This window comes from Massilia forsythiae (assembly GCF_012849555.1).
GTDB classification, from domain to species: Bacteria; Pseudomonadota; Gammaproteobacteria; order Burkholderiales; family Burkholderiaceae_D; genus Telluria; species Telluria forsythiae.
The window spans coordinates 4,004,062-4,021,525 of record NZ_CP051685.1 but is presented as its reverse complement, the minus strand read 5'-3'; the positions used below and the strand labels follow the sequence as shown (position 1 = coordinate 4,021,525).

Sequence of the window (17,464 nt, the reverse complement as noted above, 5' to 3'; positions counted from 1 at the left end):
CCATGGCAGGCACCGCCACGGCCGTCATCGGCGCCGGCTACGGCGACGAGGGCAAGGGCCTGATGACCGACTACTTCGCCGCCCGGTCCGGCACGGACGGGATCGTGGTGCGCTTCAACGGCGGCGCCCAGGCCGGCCACACCGTCACCGCGCCCGGCGGCCTGCGCCACGTGTTCTCGCACTTCGGCAGCGGTACCCTGGCCGGCGCCGCCACCTTCCTGGCGCGCCGTTTCGTCTGCCACCCGAGCCTGTTCCTGAAGGAGGCCGAGGCGCTGGCGGCGCTGGGCCTGGCGCCGCCGCCGGTGTTCGTCGACGAGCGCGCGCCGCTGTCGACCCTGTACGACATCCTGCTCAACCAGCTGGCCGAACGGCGGCGCGGCAATGCCCGCCACGGCAGTTGCGGCATGGGCTTCGGCGAGACCGTCGAGCGCAGCCTCGATCCGGAGTTCGCCCTGAGCGTGGCCGACCTGCGCCACGGCGCCGGCTGGCTGCTGCGCCGGCTGGCGGCGATCCGCGACGGCTACGTGCCGCGCCGGCTGGCAGCGCTCGGCATTCCGGCACCGGACGGCGAAGCCGCGGCGTGGCTGGCCAGCGACGCCGCGCTGCAGGGCTACGTGCACGCGGCCATGCGGTTCCGCCGCATGACGCACACGGCGCACCCGGCCATGCTGGCGGAACAGGAGGGGGTGGTGTTCGAGGGCGCGCAGGGCCTGCTGCTGGACCAGGAACGCGGCGCCTTTCCCTACGTGACGCGCTCGCACACCGGCATCCGCAATGCGCTCGAGGTGGCCACGGAAGCCGGGATCGGCGCGCTGGACGTCACCTACGTCACGCGCGCCTACCTGACGCGGCACGGCGCCGGGCCGCTGGCGCACGAACTGCCAGGTAAACCGTATGCCGGCATCCGCGACGACACCAACCTGCCGAACGCCTACCAGGGCACGCTGCGCTTCGCGCCCCTGGACCTGGACCTGCTGGTGCGGGCCGTGCAGACCGACTTCGCCGACGCCGCGGCCCGGCCCGGGATGAGCGCGCGCCTGGGCCTGGCGGTCAGCTGCCTGGACCAAGTCGGCCAGGCGGTGTCGTACGTCGAGGATGGCGCGTCGAAGAGCGCGGCGCCGGAGGCGCTGGCCGCGCACCTGGCCGGCCGGCTCGATGCCGGCGCGGTGTACACGGCGTGGGGGCCGGGCCGCACGACGGTGAAGGCGCAGCGCGGCGGATGGAACAGCGCGACGCCCTCCCCGGCCACCGCTCAGGCAGCCGGCGCCCGCGCGACGGCGCCGTAACGCCGCTTGCACTCCTCGACCGAGCTTGCCAGGTCGACGATCGGCGCCGGGTAGTCCGGGATCGGCGCTTTGCGCTTCCACGGCTCGTGCAGGTGGCGCGCCTCGATCGGCGCCAGCGCCGGCAGCCAGTGCTTGATGTAGGCGGCGTCCGGATCGTAGGTCTGCGACTGCGACGCCGGATTGAAGATGCGGTACGGCGGCTGGGCGTCCGCGCCGGTCGAAGCCACCCACTGCCAGTTGCCGTTGTTCGAGGCCTGGTCGTAGTCGTTCAGCTGCAAGGCGAAATAGGCTTCGCCCTCGCGCCAGTCGACGCCCAGCGTCTTGACCAGGAAGGAACCCGCAACCAGGCGCGCGCGGTTGTGCATGGCGCCGGTGGTGTTCAGCTGCGTCATCGCCGCGTCGACGATCGGGTAGCCGGTGGCGGCGTTCTTCCACGCTGCCAGGCGCTGCTCGCCCAGCTTGCCCTTGACCCAATCCAGCTGCGCGTATTTTTCCAGGTAGGGTCCGTCGGCGACGCGCGGCACGTGGTACAGCAGCTGCGAAAAGTACTCGCGCCAGCACACTTCGCGGATCCAGCCGCCCACGCTGGCGTTGTGGGTGTCCTTGCGCTTGCCGAGTTCGCGGAAGATCGCGCGGATCGACATGGTGCCGAAGCGCAGGTGGATGTCCAGGCCCGAGGTGCCGGCCACCGCCAGCGTATTGCGCCGGGCCATGTAGTCGTCGACCTTGCCGGTGAACTCGTCGAACACGCGGCGCGCGCCGCTGGCGCCGGGATACAGGCTCAGGGCTTCCAGGTCGATCTCGTCGAAGCCGAGCTTGTCCAGTGAAATGTTCGACGGGCCCTGCACCGACGCGTCGAAACGCGCCTTCAGGGGCGCCGGGTCGTAGTCGCTCAATATGTTGCGGTCCTGGCCGAGCCGCTGCAGCCAGGCGTTGTAGTACGGCGTGAAGCGGGTATAGGGCGTGCCCGCCTTGCTCAGCACTTCCTCCTTGTGCAGCAGCACCTGGTCCTTCGACAGCACCAGTTCGCGCCCGTCGCGCGCCAGGGCTTCGGCGATCGCCGCGTCGCGCCGCCGTGCCGACGGCTCGTAGTCGTCGTTGGCGAATACCCGGCCGGCGTCGTGGCGGCGCGCCAGTGCCGGAATGAGCTCGGCCGGATCGCCTTCCAGCGCCAGCAGCTTGCCGCCCAGTTTGGCAATGTCGGCGCCGGCTTCGGCCACGCTGGCATGGATGAAGGCGACGCGCCGGTCGTGGCGCGGCAGCGCGTCGAGGATGGTGCGGTCGTACACGAATACGCAGACGACCCGGTCGGACGCGGACAGCGCCGCGTGCAGGGCCACGTTGTCGTGCGCGCGCAGGTCGCGGCGCATCCAGAAAATCGATCGTCGTTCGGTCATGCCGGCGCATCCCGCGGAGTTGAGGTCATGGCATTCTAGGCAAGCATGCGCCGGGCCGGCGCACCGCTGCGGCCAGCAGGAATGCGCGCGGCCGCGTTACCATGGCGGGTTCCGTCACCCCGTCAAATGACTGCAGCATGTCCCCTCCCCTCCGCCGCAAGCGCAGCGCGCGCTTCACCGAGATCGCGCTCGAAGCGAACGTCAGCGTGTCCACCGTGGACCGCGTCCTCAACGAGCGCGGCAGCGTATCCGACGACGCGCGCCGGCGCGTCATCGAGGCCGCGCGCACGCTGGCGATCCCGCGCGTGCTGCCCGAGACGCGCCACGGCCTGGTGCACATCGACATCCTGGTCAGCGACCACGGCACGCCCTTCGTGCAGCGGCTGGAGCAGGCGGTGCGCCAGGCCGTGGCCCTGCTGCCGGGCCACATCGTGGTGCACCAGCAGATGATCGGGCTGGAGGACGAGGACGCGTTCGAGCGCGCCATCCTGGCCCCGCCCTACGCGCGCGCCGGCCTGGTCGCGCTGGCGCCGCGCACGCCGCGCATCCTGGCGGCGCTGGCCGCGGCGATCGGGCGCGGCGAAGCCTTGTCGACCATGGTCAACGACTTGCCGGAGCTGCCGCCGCACCACTTCGCCGGCATCGACAACGTGCGCGCCGGGCGCACCGCCGGCTACTGGCTGGGACGCCTGGCGCGGCGCCGGGGCAGCGTGCTGGTCCTGCCCGGCCTGCGCACGGTGCCCGCGCACGAAGACCGCATGCGCGGCTGCGCCGACGCGCTGCGCGAATTTTTTCCCACCATGCAGGTGCTGGTGTCGCCGGAAACGCGCGAGGATCCCGACCTGTGCTACCGCTACGTGAGCAGCGCGCTGAAGGGCGAGATGCCGGGCCAGCGCGCGCCGCTGGTGGGCGTCTACGACACCGCCTACGGCTCGACCGGCATCGAGCCGGCGCTGCGCGGCGCCGGCATGGCGGGCAAGGTCGCCTGGATCGGGCACGAGATGCTCGACCGCCACCGCCAGTACCTGGCCGAGCGCTCGCTCGACATGGTGATCGACCAGAACCCGGACGGCCAGGTACGCTCGGCGCTGCAGCACGTGCTGTTCCGCTGCGGCCTGATCGACAGCGCGCCGCGCCCCGGCCTGCACGCCTTCGAGCTGTTCACGCTGCCGAACATGCGCATGGAGCCCTACCTGGACCCTTGACGATTTATCGTCAAATATCAGGATGCCAACGCAAGCGTGCGCGGGTATGATCCCGTTGTGCGCCGCAACACCAACCAGGCGCCTGCCGGCCCGTCCCATCGCGACGCAGCGCCGGCATCCCGACCGACGGCCATTCTGGCCGCCCAGGCACGGCGCCGCCCCAACCGGCGCCGGCCGTTTTCCCGATCGTACGCGCCGGCGTCGCCGACGCCGCGTACGGCGCTGCAAGCCACGCCATGACAGCAGCCATCCGGCCGGCGCGGCCTTGCATTGCCTGTTTTATTTTTAGGAGGATATCGTTCATGTCTTCACCCTCAGCTCCGGGCGCCGCGACGACGGCGCCCGCCACCCGGGAACAGCGTTTCGTCGCCAGGGTCGCCATCGTCGCCACCATGGGTGCGCTGGCCTTCGGCTACGATACCGGCGTCATCTCGGGCGCCCTGCCCTTCATGAGCGCACCCGTGGCGCACCACGGCCTCGGCCTGACCCCGCTCACCGAAGGCATCGTCACCTCGGCGCTGGTGTTCGGCGCCGCCTTCGGCTCGCTGGCGGCCGGCACGCTGGCCGACCGCTTCGGACGCCGCGTCACCCTGATCGGCCTGTCGCTGGTATTCCTGCTGGGCGTGCTCGGCACCGCGCTGGCGCCGTCGGTGACGGTCATGGCGGTGATGCGCTTCGTGCTCGGCCTGGCCGTCGGCGGCGCCTCGGCCACGGTGCCGGTGTTCATCGCCGAAATGGCCGGCCCAAGCCGGCGCGCACGGCTGGTCAGCCAGAACGAACTGATGATCGTCGGCGGCCAGCTGGCGGCCTACGTGCTGAACGCCCTGCTGGCGCACTATTCGACGTCGCCACACGTGTGGCGCACCATGCTGGCGATCGCCGCGCTGCCCGCCGTCCTGCTGGGCATCGGCATGCTGTTCGTGCCGGCCTCGCCGCGCTGGCTGGCCAGCCGCAAGCGCCTGCCCGAAGCGCGCGCCGTGCTGCGCAAGATCCGCTCCAGCGAACGGCAAGTGGAGGCCGAGATGGCCGAGATGACCCGGCTGAACGCCGCCGAACACCACCAGGCCGGCTGGGCGGCGGTGTTCGCCACGCCCTGGATCCGCAAGCTGCTGTGGATCGGCATCGGCCTCGGTTTCATGGCCCAGTTCACCGGCGTCAACGCCTTCATGTACTTCACGCCGATCATCCTGCAGTCGACCGGCTTGGGCACCGGCGCCGCCCTCACCGCGACCATCGGCAACGGCGTGGTGGCGCTGCTGGCCACCTTCATCGGCATCTGGCTGATCGGCCGGCACGGACGCCGTCCGATGCTGCTGGCCGGCCTTTGCTGCGTCATCCTCAGCCAGGCGCTGCTGGGCGCCACGCTGCTGTGGATGCCGGACGGAGTGCTTAAGAGTTACGTGGCGCTGGCCTGCATCCTGTTCTTCCTGCTGTTCATGCAGATGCTGATCGCGCCGGTGTACTGGCTGCTGATGTCGGAACTGTTCCCGCTGCGCCTGCGCGGCGTACTGACCGGCACCGCGGTGGCCTGCCAGTGGCTGTTCAACGGCGTGGTGGCGCTGCTGTTCCCGCTGGCGCTGGCGCAGTTCGGCAGTGCGACCTTCTTCGTGTTCGCCGCGGTGAACGTGGCGTCGCTGGCCTTCGTCGCCGCCTGCGTGCCCGAGACCAGGGGCAAGTCGCTGGAACAGCTGGAAAGCTACCTGGAAAGGACGCTGGGCGGCAGCGCCGTGCATGCCGGCCCGGAGCGGCGCGCGCTGGCGCGCGGCGCCTGAACGCTGCGCAAAGCGCCGCGCCGCCGCCGCTTCCCCGGACGCGTGCAGGCCAGCGGCGCCGCAGCGCTCAGGTTTTTGCGGGAAGCGCGTCGGGGTGGCCGGGATCGCCGTCCCAGCCGCCGCCGAGCGCCTTGTACAGCGACACCGTCGCCTGCAGGCGCTTCAGCTTCAGCATGCCCATGTCGTTCTGCACGTCCGACAGCGCGCGCTGCGTGTCGAGCACCGTCATCAAGTCCTCGGCGCCTGATTTGTAACGGATTTCTGACAGGTCGTAGGCCTGGCGCGCCTGCTCCAGTTCGGCCATCTTGAGGCGCTGCTGGTCGTCCAGGCTGCGGATCTGGCCGAGCGCCGTGTCCACCTCCGCCAACGCGGACAGCACGGTGGCGCGATACGCATCGATCAGTTCCTGCTTGCGGGCGATGGCGCGCTCGCGCTCGCGCTTCAGGCGCCCGCCATCGAAGATCGGCGCCACCAGCGAGGCGCCGACATTGGCCAGCACGTTCGGCGCATTCAGCAGCGACATCAGGGCGCTGCTCTGCGCGCCCAGCGCCCCGGTGAGGCTGATGCTGGGGAACAGGTTGGCGCGCGCGACGGCGACGTCGGCATCGGCGGCGGCCAGGCTGGCCTCGGCGCGGCGGATGTCGGGCCGGCGCACCAGCAGCTCGGACGGCAAGCCCGGCGCCACCTGCGGCAAGACGATCGTATCCAGCCCCAGCGGGCCGACGGAAAACGTCTGCGGCGTCTTGCCGAGCAGGATGGCCAGCGCCGCCTGCGCCTCGCGCTCCTGCTGCGCCAGGTCGGGTAGATCGGCGCGTTGGCGCGCCACGGCGGAACGCTGGCGCGCCAAGTCCAGCGACGAGGCCGCGCCCGCGCTCTTCTGCGCCTCCACCAGGGTCAGCACATGCTCGGCATTCGCGACGTGCTCGCGCGCCACGGCCAGCCGGTCGTGCAGCGACAACACCTGCAGGTAGGTCGAGACGATGCCGCTGGTGACCGTCAACGCGACGGTCTGGCGGTCGAAGCGGTTGGCCTCGAGCGACGCCTGCGCGGACGCCGCGCTCGCCCGGTTCTTGCCCCAGAAATCGACTTCGTAGGAGACCTGCAGCGTGCCGTCGGCGGACGTGCTGGTGCTGCCGCTGCGGATCGGCACGGCGCGGTTGGCGCCGCCGTAGAAGTTCACGGCGGGCAGCAGCGCCACGCCGGCGATGCGCGCCCCGGCCTCCGCCTGTTTCACGCGTGCGAGCGCACCCGCGAGTTCCAGGTTGCCGGCCTGGCCCTCGTCGACCAGCCGCGTCAGTTCGGGGCTGCCGAAGCGCTGCCACCAATCCTTGTCGGGCCACTCCTGGGGGCTCGACGTTCCCGCGGCCGTCCAGCCGGCCGGCAGGTCGACCTTGGGCGGCGCCGCCGCGGTGGGGGCGCGGCTGGCGCATCCGGCCAGCACGGCGCATGCCAGCGCAGAGAGGAGAAACGATGCCGCCGGTTTGCCCAGGCGCCGCGGTGTGAAGACGTGTCGCGTCATCGGCATGCCTCAGGAGCCCGCCGGCGCGGGCGACCTGGTGCCGGCATCCGACACGGCCGGTGCCGGCGCCGCCAGCGCGGCGGGCACCGGGCCGACCAGCACCCTGTCGCCCGCGCTCAAGCCGGAAAGTACCTGCGCCTGCTGCGCGTTGCGCACGCCGAGCTTGACCTTGCGGGCGCTGACGTGGCGGCCGTCGTCGAGCACGTTGACGTCGTACAGGCCATCCTTGTCCGGCGCGCCGAGGCCCTGCGCCGGCAACAGCAGCGCGTCGCGCGCCTGCGCGACCACGAACTGCACCTGCACGCTCATGCCGCTCATGAGCGCGTGATCCCGGTTCTTCACTTCGAACAGCACGATATAAAAGGCTTGCTTGCCCTGCTCGCCGGTGCCGTCGGCCGGAATCGGCACCACCTGGCGCAGCTTGCCTGTCCAGTGTTTTCCGGGATAACCGGGCGTGGTGAAACGCGCCGCCATGCCGGGGCGCAGGCGCGTCACGTCGTCTTCCGCGACGCGCGCGGCCACCGTCATGTCGGACAGGTCGGCAATCCGCAGCAGCGCCACGGCAGGCTGCGCGGCACTGACCAGTTGGCCCGGACGCGCCGCCAGCGCCACCACGGTGCCGGCGATCGGCGCCTTGACCAGCGTTTTCTGGCGCGCCTCCTCGTCGATCCTGAGGGTCGCCTCGAGTTCGTTGATCTGCGCGGTGATCGCATCCACGCGCGCACTGGCGGACGAGGCGCCCATGCGCGCCGATTCGAAGGCTTCCTCGCGGGTCGCATTCTGCGCCTTCAGCTGGGTCTGGCGCTTGAACTGCAGCTGGGCGAATTCGAGCTGCGCGTGCTGGTCGGCGAGGTCCGCCTGCAGGCGGGCCATCTGGGCGCGGTTGCTTTCGGCCTTGGTCGCCTGCAGGGCCGGCGCGATCTTCAGCAAGGGCTGGTCGGCCTCGACCGTGTCGCCGATGGCGACCAGCACCTCCTTGACCTGGCCGCCGATGTCGGCGTAGGTGTCGGCCCATTTGTGCAGCTGCAGCTTGCCGGCGGCGTCGACGGTGTCCTGGATGTCGCCCTGGTGGGCGGTGACGGTGTCGAGCTTGGGCAGCGCGGCAGGGGTTGCGGCTGCTGCTGGCGACGGCGTGGCTGCCTGCACCGAGGCGTGGTTGGCGCCCAGCGCGGCGGAGAGCGCCAGCAGGGCTGCCGCCACGCCGCGCAGACGCATGCGCTGTAGACGGCTGGCCAGCGTGGAAGTTCTGTATTGTCGATCGGCAGGCATGGGATCGGATCGGAAATATGCCGAGTATACACATATTTCGCGGGGGATCCCGGGCGGCGAGAAACCAGCGCTGCGCGCAGCGGCATCGCTGATGGCTGCCGGGTCCCGAACGCCGGAAGGCGACCTTCCGGATGTGCTGCCGACACCGGCCGAGGCCTGCTCGCTGCGGCGTTGCGTCTGCCGCAGGCGGCGCAGTGCGGATTTACGGCTTGACGAACCTGAGCGTCATGCGGTCGCTCTCGCCGATCGCCTGGTATTTTTCGCGGTCCTGGTCGCGGTTGGCCAGGGTCGGCGGCAGCGCCCACACGCCGCCCTTGTGGTCGGCCTTGTCCTTCGGGTTGGCGTTGATGTCGGATTTCGCCGCCAGCTTGAAGCCGGCGCTTTCCGCCAGCTTGATCACGTAGGACTCGTGCACATAGCCGCTCGACGTCTTCGCATCCTGCGGCATCGCTTCGGGCAAGCGGTGTTCCTCGATGCCCAGCACGCCGCCGCGCTTGAGGCTGGTGTAGGCCGCCTTGAATACGCCCTTGAGCTCTTCGTCGCCGCCGGCGTCGATCCAGTTGTGCAGGTTGCGGAAGGTGAGCACCATGTCGGCGCTGCCGGGCGCTGCGAAATTGTAGGTCGACGGCGGCTCGAACACGCCCTGCACCACCTTGCCGAAGGCCGCCGGATTGGCGTCGAGTTTCTGCTTGAAGGCCACGGTGGAGCGCTTGGCCGGGTTGAAGGCCGCTCCCGCGGCGATCAGCTTGCCGTTGTCGCGCAGGTAGGGCGCCAGGATCTCGGTGTACCAGCCGCCGCCCGGCGACAGCTCCACCACGGTCATGTCCGGCTTGATGCCGAAGAACGTCAGGGTTTCATAGGGATGGCGCCAGTTGTCGCGCGCCGCGTTGGCAGCGCTTCGGTGGCTGCCCGCAATCGCCGCGCGCAGTTGGGCATCGTCGGCAGCCTGCACCGGACCGGTCAGGCCGGTCAGGCCGCCCGCCAGCACGGCAGCGGCAAGGATACATCGTTTCATTGTGTCGTCTCCAGATCGGTGATGGCGGCGTCATGCCGCGCAACCGGGGCAATCATCGACCACGCTCTGCTTGTCGTCAAGTCAATCATTCGAAAGCCGACGCGAGAAAACAAAGCGGGGCCCGACCGGGACCCGCATGTTGATTATCCGGAGGCGGGGACGGATGTCACCCGCTGAACCCACGCCGCGCCGATGCGCATGCATTACCCCCAGCGGCCCCGGCGGTCTGGGTGTGTCAATGCGATGGAACCTGTGCTTGCGCCTCGTGCAACAGCGCGGCACGTATGACGGCCAGCACGGCCTCACGTGCGTCGTTGATGAAGAAGTGGTCGCCCTCGAACCATTCGATGCGGCACGGGCCCAGGGTCTCGCGCTGCCACTGCGTGCGCGACGCCGGTCCAGTGGCGTCGTCAGACCGCCCCGCCAGCACCGTCAGCGGTAGCGCCAGCAAGGGTGCCTCCTGGTAGCGGTAGGTCTCCACCAGCGCGAAATCGGCGCGGATGGTCGGCAGGAGCAGATCCATCAGTTCACGATGGGCCAGGATCTCGTGCGGCGTACCATTGTACTCGCGCAAGGTTTCAATCAATGCGTCTGCCGGCAGCAGGTGCAGTTGGCGCGGCGGCTTGCGATGGCGCGGCGCGGCGCACCCGGACACGATCAGGTGTTCCGGTTGCGCCAGGCCCAGGCCTTGCAAGCGCCGCGCGAGTTCGAACGCTACCATCGCCCCCAGGCTGTGGCCGAAAAAGGCGAACGGCAGCTCGTCCAGTGCCCCGACGACGGGCATCAGCGCGCGCATCAGGGATTCCATGCAGCTGAACGGCGCTTCGCCGGTGCGTGCGCCGCGCCCGGGCAACTGGACCGCGCACACTTCGATATCGAGCCCGAGCCCGGCCTGCCAAGGCAGGTAGGCGATCGCGTTGCCGCCGGCGTAGCAAAAGCAAAACAGGCGCAGGCGCGGCGTGCGCATGGGGTGACGCAGGATCCAAGGGAGGGTGTTCATGACGCTGTCCCATCGAATGAAATGCTACGGCGGCGACCCGTAAGGGTCAGCACGCCGCAGCACGAGGGTGGCAAGTAGATCACAGGGCGGTGTCGCCACGCAGTGACTGCACCGGCCACTGGCCGATGATTCTGCGTACCGGGAGATAGCAGGCCACCGACACCGTGCACAGTACCAGCACCACCGTTACCAGGATGGGGGTGGCCCCGACCTGGGGATATTGCGCGACATGCTGGCGGACATAGGAGTAGATCAGCATGCCGGCCAGGCCGCTGACGGCCAGGCCTGCCGCCACCGGTATGATGCTGTCCCGGTACACCAAGGCGAGGATGGTGCGCGGCGCCGCGCCGATGGCCATGCGGATGCCCAGCTCGTGGCGGCGCAGCTTGATGCTGTAGGCCAGCACCCCGTACACGCCCAGGCCCGCCAGGAACAGTGCTAGCACGGCCAGGAGCAACGTGATGCTGGCCGTGGTGACGTCGCGCGTCAGCAACTTACCGTAGGCTTCCTTGATCGAAGTCAGCTTGACGACGCGCAGGGTCGGGTTGACCTCGGCGATCGCCGCCACCAGCGCGGCCTTGTCCATGTCCTGGCCCGGTTTCATACGCACGACCATGTTCATGTTGGTCGGACCCGGGATGTAGAGGCGCCCGACCGGTTCGACCGTAGGCAGGAACACGTCCTTGACCACGCCGACCACACGATAGGGTTCGGTCTTCTTGTTCCAGAACAGGTTGACGCCGACGGCGCTGCCGGACGGGTTGATGGCGCGCGCCAGGGTCTCGTTGACGATGATGACCTGGGCCCTGTCATTCGACTCGGCGGCACTGAAGTCGCGTCCGTCCACCATGGGCAAGCCGATCAGCTTGAAGTAGCGCTCGTCCACCTGGTTGGTATTCGGGTTGAACTTGTCGCTCCCGCCCAGTTCGCGGTGCAGGGTACTGGCCCACACGGCCGTCGAGGTCGGGCCATCGCCGACGAAGCTGACGCCACTCACGCCCGGCCAGGCCGATAGTTTGGCGTCGATCACCATCATCTGCTGCCTCGTCTGCTCGGGGGACAGCTTCTGTTCGCCGGCCGACAGGTCGATTTCGTAGAGGCCTTGCGTGGCGAACCCGGCCGGCTGCGCCAGGACCTCGCCGGATTCCTTCAGCAGCGTAAAGTTACCGACCAGCAAGGCGGCGGCGATCGCGATCTGGCTGGCGATCAGCACCTTGCGAGTGGTCTGGGAAATCTGCATGCCGGAACCCTTGCCGCCGCTTTGCAGGAAGGCGGCCAGGGCGCGGTAGTTGACCATGCGGATGCTAAGTGCGGCGAAGACCAGCGCCAGCAACGCACCGACCAGCAGCACGAATAGCACTGCCAGCGGGTCGAGCGCCAGTTCCTGTACCCGCGGGATCTTGCCATGGGCGAAACGGCGCAGCAGCGCGAAGCCGGCGATGGCGACGACCAGCGCTACGCCGGACGCAGCCGTCATCACCAGGCAGGCTTCGGCGAACATGCTGCGGAACAGGTGGCCACGGTGGGCGCCCAGCGACGCCTGAATCGATAGCTGGCGCTGTTTCTGGGCGGTGCGGGCCAGGAACAGGTTCGACACATTGGCGCTCGCGATCAGCAGCAACGCACACACGCCGGCCAGCAGCATCAGCGCGACCGTGTTACTGTCACCGTTGATGACGCGGGCGAACGACTGCAGGCCGATGTCGACCGTCACTGTACTGAAGGCGGCGATGCCGGCGGTCTGGGCGCGGAAGCGTTCGTTCAGCGGGCCGGCCAGCGCAGCGTTGGCCTGGGCCACCGACACGCCGTCCTTCAAGCGGCCGACGATGAGGATGTTGCTGTCGAAATTCTCCCAGTCCTGTCGGGCGTGCTGGTCGCGCGGGTTCGATTCCCAAGGAATGAAGATGTCGGTGGAATGCTCGAGCGAATGCAGTTGCGGTTCGACGTAATCGTCGGCCAGCACGCCGACCACGGTGAAGCTGGCACCATCCAGCGCCACCTTTTTACCGACGATATCAGGATCGCCGCCGAAATTGGCGCGCCAGGCCTGGTGGCTGATCAGCGCGACCGGATTGGCCTTGCCGACCTCTTCGCCTTGCTGGAAGGCGCGCCCGAGTCCGACGCGGGCGCCGGTCAAGTCGAACAAGCCGGCGCTGGCGTAGGTAACGTTCAGGCGCGGTTGGGTCGGGTCACTGGTCAGGAACTTCTTCTGGAAGTCGATCAGCGCGGCGCGCTCGAACACGCCCGGCTGGTTATACAGCTGGGTGAGCGCCGGGTAGGTATGCAGGCCCTTGTAGGCCACTTCGCCCTTGTCCAGCACCACGCCCTGGGCCACATATAGACGCTCCTGCTGCGGATAAGGCAAGGGCTCGAGGAACAGCAGGCGGTTGACGCCGGCGATGCAGACCAGGGCGCCCAGCGTGATGCCGAGCGTCACCGCGACCGTCAGCAAGAAGCCGGGCGTACGCCGCAAGCTGGCCAGCGCCAGCTTGACCTCATGTAGGAATGCGCTCATGCCGCCACCTGCTCAACCCGGTCATAGGCACCCAGCTGGGAAACTTGGCTGTAGGCGATTTCCGGCTCGGCTTGCGTGCGCACCATCTTGCCGTCCATCAGGTGCAGCTTGGTGGTGGCCATGTCGGCATAGCGCTGGTCGTGGGTAACCATGCACAGGGTAGTGCCTTCGCGGTTGAGCTGGGCCAGCATCTCCATGACGATATCGCCGTTGGTCGAATCCAGGTTACCGGTCGGTTCGTCGACCAGCAGGATCGCCGGTTCGCCGACCAAGGCACGCGCGATCGCCACCCGCTGTTGCTGGCCGCCCGACAGCTGGCTGGGGCGGTGGCGCGCGCGGTGCCCCATTTCCACCTTGTCCAGCCACTTCGCGACGCGCGCATCGATCTCCGATTGGCTCAGTGTCTTGTTGCGGTAACGCAGCGGCAAGGCAATGTTGTCGTACACCGACAATTCGTCGATCAGGTTGAAGGCCTGGAACACGAAGCCGATCTTCTCGTTGCGGATGGACGCGCTCTGGGCCAGCGACATGCCGGCCACGTCCTTTCCTTCGATGAGATACTGGCCCGACGTGGGCGTGTCCAGCAAGCCCAGGATAGCCAACAGGGTCGACTTGCCGCAGCCGGAAGGTCCGGCAATGGACACGTAGTCGCCGGCCCGGATCGACAGGTCGATACCGCGCAGTGCGTGGGTCTCCATCTCGTCGGTGGCAAACATCTTGGTGATATCTTTCAGCTGAATTTTGATGTCCTGCATCATGCTCTCCATATCTTGTGCTGTTTGATCGGTGGGTTTGCTACATACGGTTGGGCAGGGACTCAGTCGGCGAGTGCGACATGCGTCTGCTTCAGGTATTTGGACATGTCCGATACGATCACCGTGTCGTTGGGCTTGACGCCAGCGACGACCTGGATATAGCGCCCGGCCTCGGTGCCGAAGCGGATCTCGGCGCGGTCGGCGCCGCCGCCGTCGGCGCTGACCCGGAATACCGGCGTGGTGGCGTTCGCACGCGCATTCACCGGGCGTTCGACATACATGACGTTATTCAGCTTGTTGGTGAAGATGGTGGCGTCGACATTCAGCTCGAGGCGCGCGCTCGGCGGCGGTGCTTCGGCAAAGGCCACTTCGACCATGACGGTGCCGTTTTCCACGGCGGGATTCACGCGTAACACTTTTCCTGGAACTTTTTCCTGGCGGGTGTCGATCAGCGCTGCCTGGCCGGGTTTGACCTGTTCGGCTGCGGCCTGCGGCACCTTGACCATGGCGATCAAGTCTTCATTGCTGCCGATCAGCGCAAGCTTCTGGCCAGGACCGAAGCTCTGACCGAGTTCCACGGACAGCCCCTGCAGCACGCCCTCCATGCCGGCACGCACGTTCAGCATCGCGTGCTGGGCCTTGACGATCTCGTAGCGGTTGGCCTGGGTGGCAATACGCTCGTTCTGGATGCGCAACACTTCCGAATGCACCAGCTTGAGCTGCTCGAGACGGCTTTTTTCCGCCTCGATGTTTTGTCCAAGCACAGTTGCACGCAGTTCGGTAGCGCGAAACGACAGTTTGGAAACCACTCCCATCTTGGCCCATTCCTCCTGCTCTTCGCGGGTGGTCTTGGCGGAAAGATAGTTGGTCTGGATTTCTTCCAGCTTGGCATTTTCGGCCAGCAGCTCGAGGGTCTGGTTGAGCTTTGTCTGACGCAGGCTGACCTGTTCCTGCACCAGCTTCTGCTGCTCGTCGAGCAGCTGCTTTTCCAGTTCCGGATTGCTCAGGCGCAGGATGATGCTGTCGGCCTTCACCACGGCGCCGGGCTTGAGCAGAATTTCCTCGACGGTACCGCTGGTCGTGGTCGTCAGCAACTTCTGCTTGTCCGAGCGCAAGGTGCCATAACCATCGACCTGCACGTTCAGTTCGCCATAGCGCACCTTGCCGAACAGGGCGCTCGAACGTGTCAATTTCTCATCGGCAGCTGAGCTGCTCAGCTGATAGCCCGTCAGCAGCAGGACCGCCGCTCCCACCCCGAACATCCCGCGCTTCGAGCGCAGGAGACTCGTCGTTGCTTTTTTCTTGATCACATCCATGATTTATCTCGACAGGCAGTATTGGAACGCTTCCCGCGCTGGCACAGCCGGCGCCCGGCGGCGCGAAGACTCGTCGGTTGCCGCGCAATCAGCGTGCGCCCTTGCTGGCCAAGTAGTTCTTAATGTCGCCCGAAGCCGCCTGGTTGAGTGGCGTACGCCATTCCGGCTGAGCATTGTCGGCATCGGTGCCCAGGTTGACGTCGGCGCCGGCATTCACCAACACCTTGACCAGTTCCAGCTTGCCGCTGCGCGCGGCGTTGATCAGCGCGGTCTCGTCACCGGGCATGACCTGGTTGACGCGGGCGCCGGCCTTCAGCAACTGGCGCGTGATCACCACGTCGCCATTGGCAGCGGCGGCAATCAGCGGAGTGCCGTCGCCGGCGACGCCCCGGTTGACGTCGGCGCCCAGGCGCAGCAGTTCGGTCACCATGGTGGCGTCGCCCAGCTTGGCGGCCGAGATCAACGCGCTGCCCTCCCCGTTCAGGGTGGCGTTAACGTCGATCCCGCTCTTGACCAGCATGGCGACCACTTCCGGACGACCCGCTTTCACTGCCTCCATCAGGATGGCCGCATCCCCCGAAGCGGAGGCGTGGGCGGCAGGCGCCAGTGCACAGGCAAGCGCCAGGGACAGCGCGACACGGCACAGTGACAGGCGTGGATCGACATTGGTTTTCATGATGTTCCTCGTAGGGTGAGCGTCCAGACACAAAGCGGAAAGGCAGGGGTGCCGATAATTTGCATGGATGTATTAGACCCGATCGCAACGGACGGTATAACTGTCAATGTTCGCAGGCGCAGTTCAGGCCGGCAGGGCCAGCGCGGTGAACACGGTCGCCTGGTCGGGCAGCGCGTAGTGGGCCAGGTGCACCGAGCCGGCCTCCAGGCCCGGCCCCAGTGTCCCGGTGCAGCGCAGCGCGATCGTGCACCCGGCCTGGTCGATGGCCAGGACCTCGGCCGCGTCGAAGTCGAAATACGCGCCGACACGGCCAAAGGCAGCCTTGAAAAAACTCTCCTTGGCCGAGAAGGCTAGCGTCAGCAGCCGGTCGGCGGAGCCGCCGCCGGCAAGCCCGAGCAAGTAGTCGTGCTCGTGCGGGCTGACCGCCAATGCGGCCACGGCAGCCAGCGCATCGGGGTTTGCGACGGTTTCGAGGTCGATCCCGATGCCGCCCAACCGGTCGACCGGACAGGCCACGGCGGCGGCATGGCTGGCGTTGTGGGTGATGCTGCCGGTCATGCCGGACGGCCACAGCGGCTCGCGGTGGCTGCCGCTTGCGACCGCGCAGTCCTGCAAGCCATATGGCGCCAGCGCCATGCGCGCGCACAGGCGCCCCGCCAGGAACTCGGCCTGGCGGCTTGGTACGCTGGCCCGGATCGAGGGCGGGAAGTCGATGGTGCCGCGGGCGAACAGTGCCGGCGTGAACGCCTGCGCGCAGTAGCGCCCGGTAACGTAGGCGAGGCCGGTGGCGCCGGGCAGCGGCCGGGCCGATGCCTGCATGAAGACGGAGAGGGACATAGGGGACGCAAAGGCAGGCTTGCGGTAACACGGTCAGGCCGTATTAGATACCGTCCCCTGCACTCCCCGGCACTGTAAAGCTTGACAGATGACTGTCGATTACAAAAGACGCAACATGGCAGCCTTGATGACGCAGGCAGTCTTGTTCACCGCGCCCAATTTTTCAAGCGAGTTATTAACATGAAAATTTACAGTGCGCTCGGTAATATTCATGATCTGACCGACCTCGCTCGAGGTTTTGCCGTCGGCAGTCCAGCGCAAGACTTCGACCTCGCGAGTGGTAAGCGGCGATTTCATGGCCGGTACAGTACTCGTGTGCAGCCGTCTCATGCCTTCGTGCGCCACCTGCACCAGCCATGACATGCGCATCGAGTTGGCGCCCATTTCGCTTTCGGAGATCGGTTCGCCCGAACGCGCCAGGGTCAACAGCCCCCCGATGCCCCTGGCGTCATACGAAGACTGGGCCCAGCCCACCTCCAGCCCATGCTCACGCGCCTCTTCCCAGAACGGACGGCAGTTGTCGAACACTTCCTCAGACCACATCAGCGGGAGAATCGACCGGCTGCCGTGCGCCACCGTCGGGTCGATTGCCACATAGTTCTGCGAGACGTAACGGGCTTGCCATTCAGTCGAGTAATTGTTAAGCATGAACACCTTGGGATTCGACAGCGGCAGCGGCATTCGCATGCCATAGGCGCAGTAGTCGAATCCGAGCTCGCTGGCGGCGCGCGACAGTACCTTGAAGAAGGTCGCCTCATTGGGGGCGCCCAGCAGATCATGCAAAACGGTTTGCTGCCAATCAAAAAGATTCATACCGTTTCATCTCGATGTGGTGCATGGATGGCGTCCGCGTTATCGGCCGTGCATGATGCAGCAACAGTCGCATTCAATTGGACGAAATT

14 protein-coding genes are annotated in these 17,464 nt (G+C 67.5%); 3 read left to right on the top strand and 11 right to left on the bottom strand.

The window, feature by feature from the left end:
• Positions 1-2: 2 nt before the first annotated feature.
• A complete protein-coding gene (locus HH212_RS17160; protein ID WP_170203575.1) occupies positions 3-1,286 on the top strand; it encodes an adenylosuccinate synthetase in 1,284 nt (427 codons plus the stop codon).
• Here HH212_RS17160 and HH212_RS17155 read toward each other — a convergent pair.
• Positions 1,253-2,683 (bottom strand): cryptochrome/photolyase family protein, encoded by a 1,431-nt coding sequence (locus HH212_RS17155; RefSeq protein WP_170203573.1) that lies wholly within the window; start codon positions 2,681-2,683, stop codon positions 1,253-1,255. The two genes, HH212_RS17160 and HH212_RS17155, sit on opposite strands and share 34 nt — an antisense overlap.
• Before the next feature lie 137 nt (positions 2,684-2,820).
• Here HH212_RS17155 and HH212_RS17150 point away from each other — a divergent pair, with 137 nt between their 5' ends.
• Positions 2,821-3,888: a LacI family DNA-binding transcriptional regulator gene (locus tag HH212_RS17150; RefSeq protein ID WP_170203572.1), complete on the top strand. Its 1,068-nt coding sequence runs from the start codon at positions 2,821-2,823 to the stop codon at positions 3,886-3,888.
• A gap of 302 nt (positions 3,889-4,190) precedes the next feature.
• Positions 4,191-5,660, top strand: a complete 1,470-nt coding sequence (locus HH212_RS17145) for a sugar porter family MFS transporter (RefSeq protein ID WP_170203571.1) — start codon at positions 4,191-4,193, stop codon at positions 5,658-5,660.
• Between the two features lie 67 nt (positions 5,661-5,727).
• On the opposite strand, the gene HH212_RS17140 is transcribed toward HH212_RS17145, so the two are convergent.
• The 10 genes from HH212_RS17140 to HH212_RS17095 form a co-directional block, all read right to left on the bottom strand.
• Positions 5,728-7,179 carry an efflux transporter outer membrane subunit gene (locus HH212_RS17140; protein ID WP_170203569.1) on the bottom strand — a complete coding sequence of 484 codons (1,452 nt, stop codon included), beginning with the start codon at positions 7,177-7,179 and terminating at the stop codon, positions 5,728-5,730.
• Between the two features lie 9 nt (positions 7,180-7,188).
• Positions 7,189-8,448, bottom strand: coding sequence for an efflux RND transporter periplasmic adaptor subunit (locus tag HH212_RS17135; RefSeq protein WP_229217320.1), 1,260 nt, complete (start codon positions 8,446-8,448; stop codon positions 7,189-7,191).
• Positions 8,449-8,650: 202 nt separating this feature from the next.
• Complete coding sequence (locus HH212_RS17130; protein ID WP_170203568.1) at positions 8,651-9,463, bottom strand: class I SAM-dependent methyltransferase; 813 nt, start codon at positions 9,461-9,463, stop codon at positions 8,651-8,653.
• 235 nt (positions 9,464-9,698) lie between these two features.
• The gene (locus tag HH212_RS17125; protein ID WP_170203567.1) at positions 9,699-10,463 is read right to left on the bottom strand and encodes a thioesterase II family protein; all 765 of its coding nucleotides are present in this window, start codon (positions 10,461-10,463) and stop codon (positions 9,699-9,701) included.
• Between the two features lie 79 nt (positions 10,464-10,542).
• Positions 10,543-12,978: an ABC transporter permease gene (locus HH212_RS17120; protein ID WP_170203566.1), complete on the bottom strand. Its 2,436-nt coding sequence runs from the start codon at positions 12,976-12,978 to the stop codon at positions 10,543-10,545.
• Positions 12,975-13,736 carry an ABC transporter ATP-binding protein gene (locus HH212_RS17115; protein ID WP_229217319.1) on the bottom strand — a complete coding sequence of 254 codons (762 nt, stop codon included), beginning with the start codon at positions 13,734-13,736 and terminating at the stop codon, positions 12,975-12,977. The genes HH212_RS17120 and HH212_RS17115 overlap by 4 nt, the downstream gene beginning before the upstream one ends.
• A 59-nt stretch (positions 13,737-13,795) precedes the next feature.
• Positions 13,796-15,049, bottom strand: coding sequence for an efflux RND transporter periplasmic adaptor subunit (locus HH212_RS17110; protein WP_170203564.1), 1,254 nt, complete (start codon positions 15,047-15,049; stop codon positions 13,796-13,798).
• Between the two features lie 88 nt (positions 15,050-15,137).
• Positions 15,138-15,725: an ankyrin repeat domain-containing protein gene (locus HH212_RS17105; protein WP_170203562.1), complete on the bottom strand. Its 588-nt coding sequence runs from the start codon at positions 15,723-15,725 to the stop codon at positions 15,138-15,140.
• 123 nt (positions 15,726-15,848) lie between these two features.
• The gene (locus HH212_RS17100) at positions 15,849-16,562 is read right to left on the bottom strand and encodes a 4'-phosphopantetheinyl transferase family protein (protein ID WP_170203561.1); all 714 of its coding nucleotides are present in this window, start codon (positions 16,560-16,562) and stop codon (positions 15,849-15,851) included.
• Between the two features lie 99 nt (positions 16,563-16,661).
• Complete coding sequence (locus HH212_RS17095; RefSeq protein WP_170203559.1) at positions 16,662-17,375, bottom strand: autoinducer binding domain-containing protein; 714 nt, start codon at positions 17,373-17,375, stop codon at positions 16,662-16,664.
• Between the last annotated feature and the right edge of the window lie 89 nt (positions 17,376-17,464).